Below are 12,574 nucleotides of genomic sequence, written 5' to 3' on the forward strand. Positions count from 1 at the left end.
CACCGCGACGGCGCCCAGGAGGCCGCCGACCGCGGCGAAGGCCGTCAGGATCCAGGCGGCGCCGGCCGTCGTGCCCAGCCGCTCGGGAGCGAGGGCGATGGCGGCCACACGGCGGCGCCTCCGCCGATCTGGCTCGGGGTGCCCGAGAGGGTGACGACCGCGATCGGACGGTGCCGGACGAGATGGGTGATCCCCGCGGCGATCGTGCGGCGGACGCCGACGGTCAGAGCCGGGCGCGCGTCCATCCGCAGCGCCAGCGCGAGCCGAGCACGCCGCTGAGCGGCGAGGGCGGCCATCACGAGCATCGCGGCCCGCGCGTCGGCGACGGCGACAGCCAGGCCAGCGAGCGCCGGGTTCGCGCCGATGGACGCCACGTTGTACGAGAGCGAGTCCTGCGCGTAGGCGCGGCGCGCGTCCGGGATCACGCTGGTGATCGAGGCTCGACATCCCGCCCATCGAGACGGGGGTCGAGAGCCCGGCGAGCGCCGAGGAGCAACGGCGATGAGCACGGCAGGGCACGTCGCCGAGGAACGCCGCGACCGAGAACGCCGCGGCCGTCGCGATCGCGGAGGCCACCAGCAGGCAGGCGCGGATGCCGCGCACCCGGTCGAGGACCGTGCCGACCAGGCGGCGCCGCGACGACGCTCGGGAACAGCGCCGCACCGGTCAGCAGACCGCCGAGCGCGACGTCGTCGAGCCGCTCGACGGCGAGGACGGGGAGGGCGACCACCATGCCCGCGCTCGCGAGCGCGGAGGGGGATCGACGCGGCCAGATAGGTGAACCGCGCTCATGCGACCCTCGAGGGGACATCGGACTCGATTTTCCCACGGGCGCGGGGCGCGACGGGGACGGTAGCGTCGGGAGGGCCGGGCCACGCCCGGCGCCGACGGGAGACGGAGCCACGAGCACGACGAGCGCGCTGACCCGCACGAGCGGCGCCGCGCCCTGCAGCACCTCCCCGAGCCGTCCTGCTCGGGCTTCTCGCGATGATCGTCGTCCCGGTCGCGATCGCCGTCGCGACGAACTCCTGGTCGGCCCCGGTCCCGCCGCCGCCGACCACGTGCGGATGGCGCTCAGCTCGGTCATCGGCCAGTGCGTCTCGGCGGTCGGGGCCTGGCGGCTGGCGTTCGACCGGCGCAGAGCCGCCGCTCCGGGCGCCACCCGGTTCCGGGGCATCGCCTCGCCTGGTCACCCTCGGCGCGCAGTCGTCGATCGGAGCGGGTCGCGGACCGGCTCACCGCGCCGATCGCGCGGGCCGAGCGCGTCAGGCGGTCGGCACGTCACGCCACCGGCGCGCGCTGGGCGGTCGGCGCGTCCGGCCATCGGCCCCTCAGGCGATCGGCGCTCCGTCGCGCCCGCGAGGCCGCGGCGCGCACTCCGAGCCGCCACGGCTCGCCGTGCCCGAGCAGCGTGGGCCTGCGCGCCGGTCGCCGCCAGCACGTCGAGAGCGAGGCGAGCGAGCGGTCGGCCGTCGGCGCGGCCGCGCGCCGCGAGGGTGCAGGCCGGTGCGGGCGGAGTGGCGAGGTCGAGCGTCACGAGGGCGTCGCCGCCGATCACCGCGCGCCCGCGCCTTCGGGGAGGTGCAGCGAGACGTGCCCGTCGGTGTGCACCACGGGTGGGCGAGCACGACGGGCGATCCGGGACGTCGAGCGTCCCGCCCTCGTGCAGGGCCACCGTGGTCGCGAGCGGAGGCACGGCCAGCGCGCGCCCGCGCGCGCCATCGCGCCGAGCACGGGATCGCCGAGGGGTGCAGCAGCGGTACACGAACGGCGTCCGCTGCCGCCGGTACGAGTAAGGGTGCGCCGCGAGCAGGGCGTCGAGGCGCAGGCAGCACCGGGACGCCGCGCTCGGCGAGCCGGCGCGCGACGCCGACGTGGTCGAAGTGCGCGTGCGCGGCGACGGGCGTCCACATCCGAGAGCCCGCGGCCCAGCACCTCCAGCGCGCGCAGCAGGTGCGCGACCAGGTGCGGGGCAATTGGCCGGCGATCGACGAGGGTGATCACGCCCGAAGCCGCCATCGATCAGGTAGAGGTTCGTGTAGGCGTGCTCGATCCGGTGCACCCCGAGGCCGACGTCGCGGACGAACGCCGGTCCTCCGCGGGGTGCGCTCCGCCTGCCCTCGCCCCGCTGCGCTGCGTAGTGCGCCGCGTCAGCGGTCGTCTCCTCCGCTCCCGGCGCCACGCCCGCCGGACCGCCTGCCTGGACGCTTCGGAGCCGCGTCACGTGCGCGCGAGAAGGGCGTTGACCGCGGGGCACCGGATCGGGCAGTCGCCACCCGCGCGCGGCTCGGAGCCCCTTCAGCGCCAGCTGCAGCGCCCGCGCGAGCAGCAGCAGCGCGGCGAAGAGGATCCCGGACAGCCGCGCGGACAGGAGGAACGACAGCGCGACGCCCGCGAACGAGAAGGCGGTCGCGGCGAGGCCGACAGCGAGGCCCGCGCGCACGTCGAGCAGACCCCTCCGCGCGTTGGCGATCGATCCGCTGATCGCGGTCGGGATCATCGCGGCCAGCGACGTGCCCTTCGCCAGCAGATCGGCGAGCCCGAACGCGCCGACGAGCACCGGCACCGCGATGGCCCCTCCTCCGATGCCGAAGAGCCCCGATGCGATCCCCATCGCGGCGCCCAGAACCCGCGAACCCCGGCCACACGCCCCAGCCCTCTGCGACGTCGCCGGTCTCGTTCGAGAAACCGAAGACGGCCATCCGGACCGCGGCGGCGCACCAGCAGGGCCACGAAGAGCCAGCGCAGCACCCCCAGGGGAGCCGGGCCAGGAGCCACGAGCCGCAGCAGCGCCGCCGAGGACCAGCGGCGGCCGCGATCACCGCCGCCGGGAGCCACGCGACCTGCCCGGTGAGCGCGTAGGCGAAGGCGCCGGCCACCGAGGTGGGGGCGATCGCCAGGAGCGACGTCGCCGGAGGCGCGGCGCCGCTGTCCATCGCGGCCCAGGCGACCAGCATGGGCACCATCACGATGCCGCCGCCGACGCCGAACGCCCCCGAGAGGACGCCGCCGATGGCGCCGATCAGTCCGAGGAGCAGGTACTGCCGGGTGCTCCGCGGAGGCGTCGCCGAGTCGTCCGCAGGAGCAGCCGGGGCAGCCGGGGGGCGTTCGCGTCGTCCGTCACTCCCCCATCGCACCACGGCGAGCGCTCCGCGGGCGAATCCCGTCGCACGGGCGAAACATCGAGTGCGTAGCCCTCGACCTGCAGCGACGCGGCGCCGCGCCGAGGGGCTCGGGCGCCCCGGCGCCGGGAGGGGACGACGATGAAGCGCACGACCGCGACCACCGGAGCGATCGCGGGCGCCGGAGGCGTGCTGGCCGCGGCCGGCGCGGTGGCCCAGGCCACCCCGTGGCCGTCCGCGCTCGCGATCCGGGCGGTGTTCGAGCGCGAGGCGCGGCGCACCGCCGAGGAGATGCGCCCCTTCGTCCCGGAGGGGATCACGCGCGTCGCCGAGATCGCGCCCGCGCGCGACGGCGCTCCGGCCACGACCGTCGACGTGTTCCGCTCCCCGGCCCCGGCTCGCGCCCGACGGTGCTCTGGATCCGCCGGCGGGGCGTGGATCTCGGCCACCGGCGCGACGTCGAGCCCCACCTCCGCCTCCCCGCCGACGCCGGCTGCGCGGCGGTCGGCCTCGACGGACGCGGCCCCGAAGCGGTCTACCCGACCGCGCGCCGAAGCAGCTGGTCGCCGCCCTCGAGCACCTGCGCCGCCACGCCGGCCGCCTGGGGATCGCACGCGACGGCATGGTCCTCGCCGGGCGACTCCGCCGGGGCGCAGCTCGCCAGCCAGCTCGCGACGGCCGTCACGAAGACCCCCTCCTACGCCCGCGACGCCGGCCTCACCACGACGCTCCCGGTCGATGCGCTGCGCGCGGTCATCCCGCACTGCGGCGTCTTCGATCTCTCCGGTGTCTCCAAGGAATCGCCGGAGTGGCGGGCTGGGCGTTCCGCGCCGCGCTCTGGGCCTACACCGGCCACCGCGGCTGGTCGGACCTCGGCCGCCGGGAGAGCAGATGTCGACGATCGAGCACGTGACGCCCCGATTCCCTCCCGTGTCTTCATCGGCGGAGGCAAACGCCGGCGCCCTCACGGCCCGGCAGTCGTCCGTTCGCCGCGCACCTGCGCTCGCTCTCGGCGTCCTGGTCACGGACCTTTTCTTCTGGGGCGCGGGCCACCGAGGCGGCAGCACGGGGCGCGAGTACCAGGGCTCCACCTCGAGACTCCCCGACGCGCGCCTCGCGCTGGAGCGGACGCTCGCGTTCCACCGGAACGCATGACCGCCCGGTGACGCGGCGAGCGGTCTCTCTGGCGGTTCGCTGAGGGTCCGGTCGCAACGGCGACGATCCGGCGCGCCCGCTCGCGTCCTACTCCCAGAACGCCACGATCGACCGGATCGGGCACGAAGCGGAAGAGGAGACCATGGCCGACAGCATCGCGACCACCACGACGGGCACCGGAGTCGGGCGCACCGTCATCGACGACGCCGTCATCGCAAGGTGGCGGGCATCGCCGCCGCGCTGTCCCCGGCGTCCACGCGCTCGGCGGAGGAGCGGCCCGCGCGATCGGCGCCATCCGCAGCGCCATCGGCAGCGACGACCGCGGCCAGGGCGTCAAGGTCGAGGTCGGTGAGCGCCAGGTCGCCGCCGACGTCGTGATCGTCGCCGAGTACCCCGCTGCGCTGCAGTCCGTCGCGGGGGCGTCCGCTCGGCCGTCGCCGAGGCGATCCGCGAGATCGTCGGCATGGACGTCGCCGAGATCAACGTGACCGTCCAGGACGTCTTCATCCCCGAGGACGACGCGCCCGAGGCCGAGCCGCGCGTCGCCTAGGCGACCCTCACGACCCCCGCCGGCGACCGCTCCCCGGTCGCCGGCCTCCCCGGCCGGTGCACCCGCCCGGCCGATCCGAACACCAGTGGAAGGAGACCCGCATGGGACTCGACGACAAGATCAAGAACGCCGCCCAGGACCTCGCCGGCAAGGCGAAGGAGGCTCTCGGGAACATCCAGGGCGACGAGGGCAAGGTCGAGGAGGGTCGTCGCGACCAGCACGCGGCCGACCTCAAGAAGACCGGTGAGGACGTCAAGGACGTCTTCAAGAACTGACGCGACCCGCGTCCCGGTGCCCCGCCGCCCTCGGCGGCGGGGCACCTCCGGCCTCACCCGATTCGGATCCCCCGGTCCCGATCGCGAACGGAGCACCGCATGCAGAACACCTGCGCCCGACCGCTCGACGTCGACGACGCCGTCGCCCTCGTCCGCGGTCCTCGCGACCCTCGAAGGACTGCTGGCCTCCCGCGGCCTGCCCGACCGCGAGACCGATCTGCTCCGCCGGGCCTCGAGCAGGGCGGGAGCGTGCTCCCGGCGCCGACCTCGACGAGCTCGCGGCCGCGCTGAGCGCTCTGAACGAGCGGCTCCGCAGGCACGATCGGCTGACCCGGAGGACTCCGCCCCGCTAGCGTGGAGGCGACCGCACCGGCGCCGATCGATCCCGACACCGTCCGGCACGTCCCCCACTCCGAGGAGCAGCCATGTCCGGCGATCACTTCGTGCTGTCGACGGCCTCCCCGTGGGAGGACCGGACCGACGTCATCGGCGTCTACGCCTCCGACGCGTGGGCGCGCGAGGCCGCGACCGTGTGGCTCCGCTCCCCCGACCGCGAGGCGTTCCGCGCTGCATCATCGAGTGCTGGAACGGAGCGCACCTGCTCCACCGCGAGGTGATCGAGGGCGTGCCCGACGACGTCAGCGGAACACCGACTCCGTCGTGAGGCATCGGCCCACGGCACCGGGCGGTCGTGACGTCGGCCCCGGAGTCGGCCGACTCGCGGATCGCCAGACCCAGCAGGTGGTCCTGCAGACCGTCGGCGAGCGGATAGGGGGCGGGTCCCTCGCCCCGTGCCCAGGCGCCGGTCGCCCCGACGAGGGCGTCGACGGCGATGTCCTCGTCGGACTGCCGCGCCGCGGGGTGCGGGTTCTGGAAGAGCACGTCGCCGTCCAGCGCGATCGTGTCGAGGTGGAAGCCCTCGAGATTGTGGTCGATCCCCGTCTGCCGCCGGGTGATCCGCGACTCCACCACCGAGCGCGGGGCCGGCCATCCGCACGACGCTGTCGCCGTCGATCTCGCCGTGCGACCCGCGGATGGTGAGGCGGCGGTGGCGCACCGGCGAGAACCACTGGTTGTCGACGAAGTCGTACAGCCCCGAGCGTCCGCCGCCGAAGTCGAGCGTCGCCAGGGTGGTCGTCCGCTCCTGGGCCTCGGTCGCGTCGGTCCAGCCGTGCGTCGTCAGCGGGTCCAGGAGCGGTGCACGGAAGTCGCGGGCGCTCACCCGGGTCGCATCGCCGGTGTCGCCCAGGAGTCCGCGCATGATCGAGACGGCGTGGTACAGATGGTTCGAGCACACCTGCACGTGCGTCGGAGTACCGATCACCCCGAGCGGACCGCGCGCCAGCGGGCGCTGTGCGCGGGCATGAAGGAGGCTCTGGTCGGCGACCTGGACGAGTCCGGAGCCGCCGACCTCGACCCACATCCGCCGCATAGCCGGGACGTCGAGCGCCGGAGGCGTCTCCTCGAGCACGCGGACTCCGCGGCGCACGAGATCGGCCGTGATGCCGGAGGCGGCCGCGACCGGCACCGTGACGAGCACGAACTCGGGATCGCCGTGCTCGACAGCTCGTCGATGCTCGCGAAGGCCGGCACGCCCCAGCGCGCCGAGACCTCGTCGCGGCGCGCCGAGCGCGAGTGGATCCCGGTCACCTGGAACGCCTCCGGCACGTCGCGGGCGAGGCGGAGGAAGAAGCCGGTGCGCCAGCCGGAGCCGACGATCGCGAAGCGGATCGGGGTCGGGGGTGTCGAGGTCATCGTCGTCGTCCTGTTCTGCGGGGGCGGGCGGCGTCGCAGCGATCGGTGAGGTCGTGCTCGACCAGTGCGAGGGCCGGTCGAAGTGCGGCGGGAGCGCGGTCGCGGCATCGCCGCGCGTGCTCGAGACCTGCGCCTGGGTGAGGTGAGGGCGCTCGAGAGATCGGCGCCCGACACGTCGGCGTCGCGCAGATCCACGCCCAGCACGTCGCAGCGGCCGAGGTCGGTTCCGCGCAGATCGGCCGCGATGAGCAGGGCGCCGCGCAGATCGGCGCCGCGGAGGTCGACTGCGCGCAGATCCGCTCCGAGCAGGTCGGCGCCGGGGACGAGCCTGCGGTCGGGTCGGGAGCGCACCCCGGCGCGGGCGGCCGCGCTCGCGGCGATCAGGAGCGGACGGGCGGCGGCGAACTCGCCGTCGACGTCGGCCGCGAGGATCTCCTCCGGCGATGCGAGGGTGAGGGCGTGCACCGCGTCGAAGCGGCGGCGCACGCCGTCCGGGTGTCGGGATCGACCTCGTCGAGCGCGAGCGCGACGTCGAGGTACCAGAGCAGCTCGTGGGTCGACGGACCAGCGGGAAGACGGAGAACATCCGCTCGCGCACCTCTGCGTCGCCGCGCCACGAGACGCCGCCGAACGTGTGCGTCGACACCTTCTGACCGGCGCCGAAGCAGTCGAAGACGGTGCAGCCGACGAAGCCCTGCGGGCGGAGGACCGGTGGATCGTGCACGCGTCCTCGGAGTCGAGGTTCGTGCAGGGCTCCCCGCGGGCTTGTCGACGGGGAAGTCGCGCGAGCGGGCGAAGGCGAGCGCGACGCAGCAGAAGCCCGAAGCAGTTCGCGCAGTCGGCGCCCAGATCCTCGCGGCGGCCGAGCGCGACCCAGGTGCGTGACGACATCGCCTCCGAGCCTACGCCGCACTCAGGTGCGCGAGGCGCCAGCACGCCGACCACGAGGGCGCCCAGACCCAGGAGAAAGGCGAGCGAGACGAGGCCCTGCCGCCAGGTCAGCCCCGCGCGGCCCACCGCGATCAGGGCGATGGCGGCGAGGACGCCGGCGTAGATCCCGACGCCGATCCACAGCGCGGTGGTCGCCTCGACCCAGCCCAGCACGGCCGCGAGCAGCGCCAGCACCGGCAGCCGAGGCGGAGGCGAGCGCGCCGGCGGCGATGCGGGCGCTGACGCGCAGCTCCGCCCTCGAGGGCAGCGCGGCGTGGGTGACCTGGTGCGCGATGACCTCGGCCGTGAAGCCCGCCGCCGAGATGCCGACGATCGAGACGACGAGGCTCCGCAGCGCGTGACCGGCGTCGGGGTGGTCGCCGACCGCGTAGATCATGATCACGGCGAGCCCGGTGAAGGTCGCGTAGACGCGCTCCTTCAGGGCCCGGGCGCTCTCCTCGAGCGGGCGGCGCGTGTGCGCGGTCCAGCGGGCGATCGGGCCGCCCGGGCGCGGCGCCACGTCGAGGTACGAGGCGGAGTCGACGCGCGCGGCCGAGGAGTCGCCGGCGAGGCGGGCGGCCAGGTCGCCGAGGATCGTCGCGGAGCCGCTGGTGCCGAAGCGGGTGACGCCGAGTCCGCGGTAGGCGAGCAGCGTGTCGAGGTCGCGGACGCCTCCGGACGCCTTCACCTGGACCGCGTCCGACACGGCGCCGCGCATCAGGCGCAGATCGTGCTCGTTGGCGCCGCCGCCGCCGAAGCCCGTGGCGGTCTTGACGAAGTCCGCGCCGGCGCGCTCGGACGCCTCGCTGCCGGCGACGACCTGCTCGTCGTCGAGGAGGCTGGTCTCGAGGATCACCTTCACGACGTGTCCGTCGGCCGCCTCGACCACCGCGCGGACGTCGTCCTCGACGTCCTGGAGCAGTCCGCTGCGCAGGCGCCCGATGTTGACGACCATGTCGAGCTCGCTCGCGCCGTCGGCGAGGGCCTGGCGCGACTCCGCGACCTTGGCGGCGGTGGAGGTGGTGCCGTGCGGGAAGCCGATGACGGTGCCGACCAGGACACCCGAGCCCTCGAGGCGGCTGACGGCGTGGGCGATGTCGGAGGGGCGGACGCAGACGCTGAAGACCCCCGACGCCCGGGCCTCGTCGAGCTGCGCGTCGACCTCGGCCCGGGTCAGCTCGGGCTTGAGGATCGCGTGGTCGATGGGCGCCGCGATCTCGGCGACGCTGGGAAGGCTGGGGGTGCTCATGCACTCGATTTTACCCGGGTGTCCTGCGCGCGCGGACGTGCCGGGTGACGCCGATCCGTCGCGGACGGCTCTGCCGAATGGCTCTCGGCGACCGTTCTCGACGGATCACTCACCCCGGACGATCGTTCACGACGGATCGCGACCGCGGCGACCAGTCGCAGACGCCCTCTCCGGTCGCACCTGCCGATCCACCTGCGGCCGGGACCCGCCGACACCGCACCTCCGGCTCCGGCGGGTCTCGATACGCCCCTCCGGGGCTACTCGACCAGCAGGCAGGCGCAGCAGGCCGACACCTCCGCCCACCCTCGCTGATCGGGTAGCCCGCGCAGCTCGCGTATCGAGATCCCCCACCACGGACGCGAGCCGTCCGCACTCAGACCCCGGCGACAGCGGGTCTCGATACGCCCCTCCGGGGCTCCTCGACCAGCAGGCAGGGACCGCGACGCGAACCGCGAGCTCTGGAGCCCGTCGCGCAAGGCCGAGCGCATCGCGGAATCGCGTGCCAAGCGATTCCGCGGAGCGCTACGCGGGACGCTCTGCGGAACGCGCCCGTCTGCGGGAAGCCGACTGCGGCTCGGAGTGCCGACGGCACTCCGAGCACGGGAACACGCAAAGGGCCCGCGATCGTGAGATCGCGAGGCCCGCTGCGTGTGAGCAGCAACGCCTGGTGATTACCGGCGCTGCGCGCCGGAAATCACCAGCTCGACCTGGTGATGCCGGGCAGCTCGCCGCGGTGCGCCATGTCGCGGAAGCGGACACGCGAGATGCCGAACTTCGACAGGTTGCCGCGGGGGCGGCCGTCGACGGCGTCGCGGCCGCGGACGCGGACCGGCGAGGCGTTGCGGGGGAGCTTCTGGAGGCCGACGCGGGCGGCCTCGCGGGACTCGTCGGTGCCGGCCGGGTCGACGAGAGGCCTTCTTGAGCTCCAGGCGCTTGGCGGCGTAGCGGTCGACGATCACCTTGCGCTGCTCGTTGCGGGCGATCTTGCTCTTCTTGGCCATTTCTAGCGCTCCTCGCGGAAGTCGACGTGCTTGCGCACTACGGGGTCGTACTTCTTCAGCACGAGACGGTCGGGGTCGTTGCGACGGTTCTTCTTGGTCACGTAGGTGTAACCGGTGCCTGCCGTCGAACGGAGCTTGATGATGGGACGGACGTCCTGCTGCTTTGCCATTAGATCTTCACCCCACGAGCGAGAATGTCCTTGACGACGGACTCGATGCCACGGGCGTCGATGACCTTGATGCCCTTGGCCGACAGCGTCAGGGTGACGTTACGGCGGGCGAGGGGACGTAGTACGTCTTCTTCTGCACGTTCGGGTCGAAGCGGCGCTTGGTGCGCCGGTGCGAGTGCGAGATGGCGTGCCCGAAGCCGGGAACGGCTCCGGTCACCTGGCAGACTGCTGCCATGGTTTCCTCCATGTGTGGTTACCGTGGGGCGCACGCGGCACTCGGCCCCGCTCGACCCACCCAAGGTCACTTGTCGGCATACCGCCCGCTCGTCGTGGAGGTCGGAACCTCCGCCGCTCGGGCAGCACGCAAGCGCGTGCAGATGCACGCAACCTGAGTAGCTTACGTGATGCGGCGGGCGGCGGGCAAGAGCGCCTCAGCCCGACTGCGCCGCGTGCATCCGCGCGTAGTGCCCGCCGACCGAGAGCAGCTCGTCGTGCGAGCCCCACTCGACGATGCGGCCGGCGTCGAGCACGACGATGCGGTCGGCCGAGCGGATCGTGGAGAAGCGGTGGGCGACGACCAGGGTCGTCCGCCCCTCGGTCAGCCGGCCGAGGGCGTCCTTGATCAGCGCCTCCGACTCGGGGTCCAGCGCGCTCGTCGCCTCGTCCAGCAGGAGCACGCGGGGGTCGCGGATGAGGGCGCGGGCGATCGAGAGCCGCTGGCGCTGCCCACCCGAGAGGCGGGCGCCGCGCTCCCCCACGACGGAGTGCCAGTGGTCGGGAAGCGATTCGACGATCTCCCACGCGTTCGCGTCGCGCAGCGCCGCCTCCATCCGCTCGTCGGACACGTCGCCGAGGCCGTAGGCGATGTTGTCGCGGATCGTGCCCTCGAAGAGCACCGACTCCTGCGGCACGACCGAGACCGAGCGGCGGAAGGTGCGCAGGTCGAGCGTCTCCATGTCGACGCCGTCGAGCAGGATCCGCCCCGACGTGGGGCGGAGGAAGCCCAGCACCACGTTGAGCAGGGTCGACTTGCCGGATCCGGACGCGCCGACGAACGCCACCGTCTCGCCCGGTCGGAGGTCCAGGTCGATGCCGTGCAGAGCGGGCCCGTCGTCGCCGTAGCGGAAGTCGACGCGCTCGAGGGTGAGGCGGCCGTGCACCTCGCCGACGGGGCGCTTGCCCTCGTTGTGCTCGAGGTCGGGGTCCTCGAGGACCTCGGCGATGGAGCGGACCGACTCGAAGCCGCGGGCGGCGAGGGGCAGCAGCATCAGCAGGTTGGTCATGGAGGACGTGAGGAGCGCGAAGTAGCTGCTCAGCAGCACGACCTGGCCCGGGGTGACGGGGAGCCATCCCGAGATCGAGACCCACGCGGCGAGCACCAGGCAGCCGACTCCGAGCAGCTGCAGGCTGACCCACGAGAGCGAGGCGAAGCGGCCGTTGAGCAGGTCGAGCTCGAAGCCGGCCTCGCGCACGCCCTCCGCCCCGGTGGCGACGGTGCGCACCGCCGTCTGCTCGAGACCGTGCGCGCGGGTGACGGGCATCAGGGTCGCCATCGCCCCGACGGTCGCCGAGAAGCGCTCGACCTCGCGGCGGAACTGCTCGTTGCGGCGCATGCTCCGCCGCTGCAGGATGCGCCGGAGCAGCACCGCGAGCGGGATCGCGAGGGCGTAGACGGGGAGGAACGCGGGCACGTTGATCGCCGTCATCGCGACGGCTCCGATCAGCACCATCACCGCCGAGAGCAGCGGATTCGCGGTCTGCTGCAGCATCGTCTCGACGTTCTCGACGTCGCGGACGACCTTGGTCTGCACGATCGCGCTGTTCGCCCGGGCGTGGAACCCGATCGAGAGCAGCTGCAGGCGGTTCGCGATGGCCTTCCGCAGATCCGCGCCCATGTCGCGGACCGTGCCCATGAACAGCCGCACGAACATGACGTGGTTCGGGTAGTTCTGCGCGAGCAGCACCAGTGCGATCACCGACCACAGCAGGAGCCCGCTGCCGGGTCCGCCCGCGACGACGATGTCGATCACCTGCGCCGTGACGACCGGGAGGAACCACAGCGGGGTGTCCTTCACCGCGAAGAAAGCGACGGCGGCGAGGATGCGGCGCGGGCGCCTCCGAAGCAGGCCCACGACGCTGCGCAGCGGATGGCGCCCGTCGACGATCTCCTCCACGGAAAGTGCTTTCCCAGACATGCGTCCATCCTCGCGCGCCCGCGGGCGGGGGCACCACCCCGCCGCGCCGCACGCCTCGTCGTGCGGCCGCGGTCGGCGTCGCGATACGGTCGCTCGGGCGCTCCGGGGGGATCGGCGCGCCGACGAGGGGGGACCATGGGATCGGTGAGGCGTCGCGCGCTGCTGCTGGGGA

15 protein-coding genes and 3 pseudogenes are annotated in these 12,574 nt (G+C 73.8%); 5 read left to right on the forward strand and 13 right to left on the reverse strand.

Annotated elements, in window-relative coordinates; all coding sequences use genetic code 11:
• Positions 1 to 44: 44 nt before the first annotated feature.
• The 6 genes and pseudogenes from AC0CII_RS11205 to AC0CII_RS11230 all read right to left on the reverse strand — a co-directional run bounded on the left by AC0CII_RS11205 (position 45) and on the right by AC0CII_RS11230 (position 3,807).
• Positions 45 to 425, reverse strand: coding sequence for a hypothetical protein (locus AC0CII_RS11205; RefSeq protein ID WP_465229463.1), 381 nt, complete (start codon positions 423 to 425; stop codon positions 45 to 47).
• Positions 422 to 1,177 (reverse strand): hypothetical protein, encoded by a 756-nt coding sequence (locus AC0CII_RS11210; RefSeq protein ID WP_465229464.1) that lies wholly within the window; start codon positions 1,175 to 1,177, stop codon positions 422 to 424. The genes AC0CII_RS11205 and AC0CII_RS11210 overlap by 4 nt, the downstream gene beginning before the upstream one ends.
• 12 nt (positions 1,178 to 1,189) lie before the next feature.
• A complete protein-coding gene (locus AC0CII_RS11215) occupies positions 1,190 to 2,614 on the reverse strand; it encodes a sulfite exporter TauE/SafE family protein (RefSeq protein ID WP_465229465.1) in 1,425 nt (474 codons plus the stop codon).
• 250 nt (positions 2,615 to 2,864) lie between these two features.
• A pseudogene (locus tag AC0CII_RS11220) lies at positions 2,865 to 3,140 on the reverse strand (TSUP family transporter); the annotation flags it as partial.
• Positions 3,023 to 3,592 carry a hypothetical protein gene (locus AC0CII_RS11225; RefSeq protein ID WP_465231094.1) on the reverse strand — a complete coding sequence of 190 codons (570 nt, stop codon included), beginning with the start codon at positions 3,590 to 3,592 and terminating at the stop codon, positions 3,023 to 3,025. The gene AC0CII_RS11225 and the pseudogene AC0CII_RS11220, both read right to left, overlap by 118 nt.
• 65 nt (positions 3,593 to 3,657) lie before the next feature.
• Positions 3,658 to 3,807 carry a hypothetical protein gene (locus AC0CII_RS11230; RefSeq protein ID WP_465231095.1) on the reverse strand — a complete coding sequence of 50 codons (150 nt, stop codon included), beginning with the start codon at positions 3,805 to 3,807 and terminating at the stop codon, positions 3,658 to 3,660.
• A gap of 224 nt (positions 3,808 to 4,031) precedes the next feature.
• Here AC0CII_RS11230 and AC0CII_RS11235 point away from each other — a divergent pair, with 224 nt between their 5' ends.
• The 5 genes from AC0CII_RS11235 (at position 4,032) to AC0CII_RS11255 (ending at position 5,393) form a co-directional block, all read left to right on the forward strand.
• On the forward strand, positions 4,032 to 4,277 hold the full coding sequence (locus AC0CII_RS11235; RefSeq protein WP_465231096.1) for a hypothetical protein: 246 nt from the start codon (positions 4,032 to 4,034) through the stop codon (positions 4,275 to 4,277).
• A 142-nt stretch (positions 4,278 to 4,419) separates the two neighbouring features.
• The gene (locus AC0CII_RS11240; RefSeq protein WP_465229466.1) at positions 4,420 to 4,629 is read left to right on the forward strand and encodes a hypothetical protein; all 210 of its coding nucleotides are present in this window, start codon (positions 4,420 to 4,422) and stop codon (positions 4,627 to 4,629) included.
• Positions 4,571 to 4,765 carry a hypothetical protein gene (locus AC0CII_RS11245; RefSeq protein WP_465230877.1) on the forward strand — a complete coding sequence of 65 codons (195 nt, stop codon included), beginning with the start codon at positions 4,571 to 4,573 and terminating at the stop codon, positions 4,763 to 4,765. Before AC0CII_RS11240 ends, AC0CII_RS11245 begins: the two co-directional genes overlap by 59 nt.
• A 163-nt stretch (positions 4,766 to 4,928) precedes the next feature.
• Positions 4,929 to 5,102 (forward strand): CsbD family protein, encoded by a 174-nt coding sequence (locus AC0CII_RS11250; RefSeq protein ID WP_465227695.1) that lies wholly within the window; start codon positions 4,929 to 4,931, stop codon positions 5,100 to 5,102.
• A gap of 99 nt (positions 5,103 to 5,201) precedes the next feature.
• Positions 5,202 to 5,393, forward strand: coding sequence for a hypothetical protein (locus tag AC0CII_RS11255; RefSeq protein ID WP_465229467.1), 192 nt, complete (start codon positions 5,202 to 5,204; stop codon positions 5,391 to 5,393).
• A 202-nt stretch (positions 5,394 to 5,595) separates the two neighbouring features.
• On the opposite strand, the gene AC0CII_RS11260 is transcribed toward AC0CII_RS11255, so the two are convergent.
• From AC0CII_RS11260 to AC0CII_RS11290, 7 genes and pseudogenes are all read right to left on the reverse strand, one after another.
• A complete protein-coding gene (locus tag AC0CII_RS11260; RefSeq protein WP_465231097.1) occupies positions 5,596 to 6,534 on the reverse strand; it encodes a hypothetical protein in 939 nt (312 codons plus the stop codon).
• On the reverse strand, positions 6,423 to 7,748 hold the full coding sequence (locus AC0CII_RS11265; RefSeq protein ID WP_465230878.1) for a pentapeptide repeat-containing protein: 1,326 nt from the start codon (positions 7,746 to 7,748) through the stop codon (positions 6,423 to 6,425). Before AC0CII_RS11265 ends, AC0CII_RS11260 begins: the two co-directional genes overlap by 112 nt.
• Positions 7,749 to 7,770: 22 nt before the next feature.
• The gene (deoC, locus tag AC0CII_RS11270; protein ID WP_465229468.1) at positions 7,771 to 9,036 is read right to left on the reverse strand and encodes a deoxyribose-phosphate aldolase; all 1,266 of its coding nucleotides are present in this window, start codon (positions 9,034 to 9,036) and stop codon (positions 7,771 to 7,773) included.
• A gap of 694 nt (positions 9,037 to 9,730) precedes the next feature.
• Positions 9,731 to 10,037 (reverse strand): annotated as a pseudogene (gene rpsN, locus AC0CII_RS11275) (30S ribosomal protein S14).
• A 2-nt stretch (positions 10,038 to 10,039) separates the two neighbouring features.
• Positions 10,040 to 10,207 (reverse strand): 50S ribosomal protein L33, encoded by a 168-nt coding sequence (gene rpmG / locus AC0CII_RS11280; protein WP_027692168.1) that lies wholly within the window; start codon positions 10,205 to 10,207, stop codon positions 10,040 to 10,042.
• A pseudogene (gene rpmB, locus AC0CII_RS11285) lies at positions 10,207 to 10,442 on the reverse strand (50S ribosomal protein L28). Before rpmB ends, rpmG begins: the two are co-directional and overlap by 1 nt.
• A 196-nt stretch (positions 10,443 to 10,638) precedes the next feature.
• The gene (locus tag AC0CII_RS11290) at positions 10,639 to 12,402 is read right to left on the reverse strand and encodes an ABC transporter ATP-binding protein (RefSeq protein ID WP_207406878.1); all 1,764 of its coding nucleotides are present in this window, start codon (positions 12,400 to 12,402) and stop codon (positions 10,639 to 10,641) included.
• Between the last annotated feature and the right edge of the window lie 172 nt (positions 12,403 to 12,574).

The sequence above is a fragment of the Rathayibacter sp. AC182 genome (assembly GCF_979253875.1).

Excerpts from the sequence above, each read along its gene's own strand:
- AC0CII_RS11255 (WP_465229467.1), top strand. The coding sequence starts at position 5,202 with ATGCAGAACACCTGCGCCCGACCGCTCGACGTCGACGACGCCGTCGCC.
- AC0CII_RS11215 (WP_465229465.1), bottom strand. The coding sequence starts at position 2,614 with ATGGGGATCGCATCGGGGCTCTTCGGCATCGGAGGAGGGGCCATCGCG.
- rpmG (WP_027692168.1), bottom strand. The coding sequence starts at position 10,207 with ATGGCAAAGCAGCAGGACGTCCGTCCCATCATCAAGCTCCGTTCGACG.
- AC0CII_RS11240 (WP_465229466.1), top strand. The coding sequence starts at position 4,420 with ATGGCCGACAGCATCGCGACCACCACGACGGGCACCGGAGTCGGGCGC.
- AC0CII_RS11265 (WP_465230878.1), bottom strand. The coding sequence starts at position 7,748 with ATGTCGTCACGCACCTGGGTCGCGCTCGGCCGCCGCGAGGATCTGGGC.
- AC0CII_RS11290 (WP_207406878.1), bottom strand. The coding sequence starts at position 12,402 with ATGTCTGGGAAAGCACTTTCCGTGGAGGAGATCGTCGACGGGCGCCAT.
- AC0CII_RS11210 (WP_465229464.1), bottom strand. The coding sequence starts at position 1,177 with ATGCCCCGGAACCGGGTGGCGCCCGGAGCGGCGGCTCTGCGCCGGTCG.
- deoC (WP_465229468.1), bottom strand. The coding sequence starts at position 9,036 with ATGAGCACCCCCAGCCTTCCCAGCGTCGCCGAGATCGCGGCGCCCATC.
- AC0CII_RS11260 (WP_465231097.1), bottom strand. The coding sequence starts at position 6,534 with ATGCGGCGGATGTGGGTCGAGGTCGGCGGCTCCGGACTCGTCCAGGTC.
- AC0CII_RS11250 (WP_465227695.1), top strand. The coding sequence starts at position 4,929 with ATGGGACTCGACGACAAGATCAAGAACGCCGCCCAGGACCTCGCCGGC.